Source organism: Mesorhizobium sp. M7A.F.Ca.US.007.01.2.1 (genome assembly GCF_003998165.1).
Lineage (GTDB): Bacteria > Pseudomonadota > Alphaproteobacteria > Rhizobiales > Rhizobiaceae > Mesorhizobium > Mesorhizobium ciceri.
Genome location: NZ_RZQP01000418.1, coordinates 1 through 2467, shown reverse-complemented (window position 1 = coordinate 2467; position 2467 = coordinate 1). Strand labels below are relative to the sequence as shown.

Genomic DNA, 2467 nt, shown 5'->3' with positions numbered 1-2467 from the left:
ATTCGTTCTTGCGCCGGAGGTGCTGCGAAGTCAAACCGCGCTACGCCGCCGAAACAAAAAACATCTCAATCTGTTAACAGGCGAATGTGTGGCAAGGGCGTCGTGGAAGCGACGCCTCTGCCGTTATTTGCGCGCCAGCAGTGCCTTCACCAGGTTTTCGTCGACTTCGCCGGTCGCCGCCATCTTGTTGTCGGTCTGGAAAGCCATGATCGCGGTCTTCGTTTTCTGGCCCATCTTGCCGTCGGCGCCGCCGGCGTCGTAGCCGTTCTTGTTGAGAATGCGCTGGATGTTCTGGACGGCCTTCTTCATGTCGATGCTGGCGGTCGTCTGCGGCGCGCCGTCCTGCCAGGACTCGGGAATGTCGGCCGAGTTGGCTGCCGCATCCAGCGGCTTGGCCTTCCACAGCTCGGTCGCGGCGCGGGCGCGCTCGAGCTGCTCGGGCCGCAGCGCATTGGCGATCTCGTCACGCTTGGCCGCCGCATCCTTGTCGCCGGTCTTGGCGACGAGCGCGAACCATTTGTAGGACTCCTCGAGGTTCTGCTTCATGCCGACGCCCTTGGCGGCGAGGATGCCGAGATTGAACTGGCTGTCCTTGACGCCGACGTCGGCCGCCGCCTGGAACCAGTGCGCGGCCGATTCATTGTCGGTCACGCCGTCAGCCGCCATGGCAAACAGCACGGCCAGATTGTGCATGCCGCTGGCGTTGCCCTGTGCCGCGGAAAGCTGGTACCAGGTCTTCGCCTTCTTGATGTCGCGCGCGACGCCGATGCCCTTTTCGTAGAAATTTCCGATACGGTATTCGGCCGGCGCGAAGCCGAGTTCCGCCGATTTCTCGTACCATTTGGCCGCTGCCGCCATGTCTTCCTTGACGCCGCGCGACTCGGCATAGCGCGAACCGATTTCGAACAGCGCCTTGGCGTCGCCGCTGGCAGCGGCGTCACGCAAGGCGGCCGGGCCGGCGTCAGCGGGAATGTCGAATTTTGCCGTCGTCGCCGGCGAAGCGTCCACCGGCGGAACCGCGCCCGTGGTGTCCTTGGCGGTGGTCGGCTCTGTCGCCACAGGGTGGATGCCGGTGTCGGTATCGGTATCGGCAGGTTCGGCGGCGACCGGAACGGTCGAGGCCGGCGCAGGCGAGGCTGTCGTCGTCTCGGACACCGCTGGGTTCGCATCGGCCGATGTAGCCAAGGCGACGGGGGCGGGAACCGGTTCTGCGATCGGCGCGGCACCCATCGACGGCTCGGCGCCTGGCGGCGTGGCAATCATGCTTTGCGCGACCATGTCGTCCTTGGTTGCCGGTGCGGATGGCTCGGCCTGTCTGACGGCATGGTCCGGCGCGCTTTCCACTGCCGCGGGCTGCGCGTCCGTCTTTGGCCGGCTCGCGGCATCGAGCGAGGCGGTTTGCATCGGCTGCGAGGCGACGATCGGCACGACATCGTTGCTCGCCACCTGGGCCGGATCGGCGAAGAAGGCCTTGCCCAGTTGCAGGGCGCCCAGCGCCAGCAGGATCGCGGTTGTCCCCATCAGGATCGGCTTGCGCCGTGCCTTGAGCAGGTCGCCGATCCGCAGTGCCTTCACCGGTCCGGTCACCGTCGACTGGCGCTTCAGCGCATCGGCCTCGGCGGCCGCGGCCTGCGCCGCGCGCCGGGCAGCGGCGATGAAATCCGATTTCGCGGCATCGGTGTCGCTGGGCTTGGCCGGCTGGCCGCGCTCGTCACGCACGCGCTTCATGATGGCATTGAGGTCAGGTGCGCCGGAGCCGGGCTCCAGCGGCCGGTTGGCCATTTTCGGATCGAGCGGCTCGTCGAGATCGACGCTCGGTATTGGGGCACTCGGCGCTGAGCCGGCCAGTGGCGGGATATCCGCCTCCTTCTTGCCCTTGAAGGCGCGGGCCAGCCCGCCGAACAACGATTTGCGGCCGCCGGCCTGTCCGCCTTTCTCGGCGATCGTGTCCGAACCGAGCGCGGCCATGGCCGCCGCCGCGGCAGCCTCGGCCGGCGTGCGCGTGCCAATGCCAATACCCAGGTCGCTACGCATACCCAGGTCGCCGCGTGCACCCGGCTCATTGCGCAGGATGGCGGCGGCACGGCCATCGAGATCTGCCATGTCCCCAGTCAATGGCAGGGGCTGATCGATATCCATCGACGGCGCGTCGACGGCCATTTTGGGTCGGCGCACGCCGCGCCAGTTGCTCGGCTCGGCCGGTGCCGCATCCAGCAATTCGCTCATCGCCTCGACCGGCTCGCCGGGTTCGAGCGAACCCAGCCGGTCGACGATCTTGAGCAACGTATCGTGGATGGCCTCGAACGTTCTCGAATTGCGTTCGTCGGAGCGCCGCGTCAGTGTTTCAAGCGTCTTCAAATCCTGGGCGAGGCCGGAAACCGCGGTCGCATTGGCGCTCGAACCGGCCAGCGATTGCACTGCGTTCTCGGCCGCTTCGCGCGCCGCGCCAAGGATGGAATCGCGGGTT

General features: G+C 66.9%; 1 protein-coding gene. It reads right to left on the bottom strand.

From position 1 onward, the window contains the following. Positions 1–123 precede the first annotated feature (123 nt). The coding region (locus EN949_RS34550) for a peptidoglycan-binding protein (RefSeq protein WP_206535003.1) at positions 124–2467 on the bottom strand (2344 nt) is incomplete at its 5' end.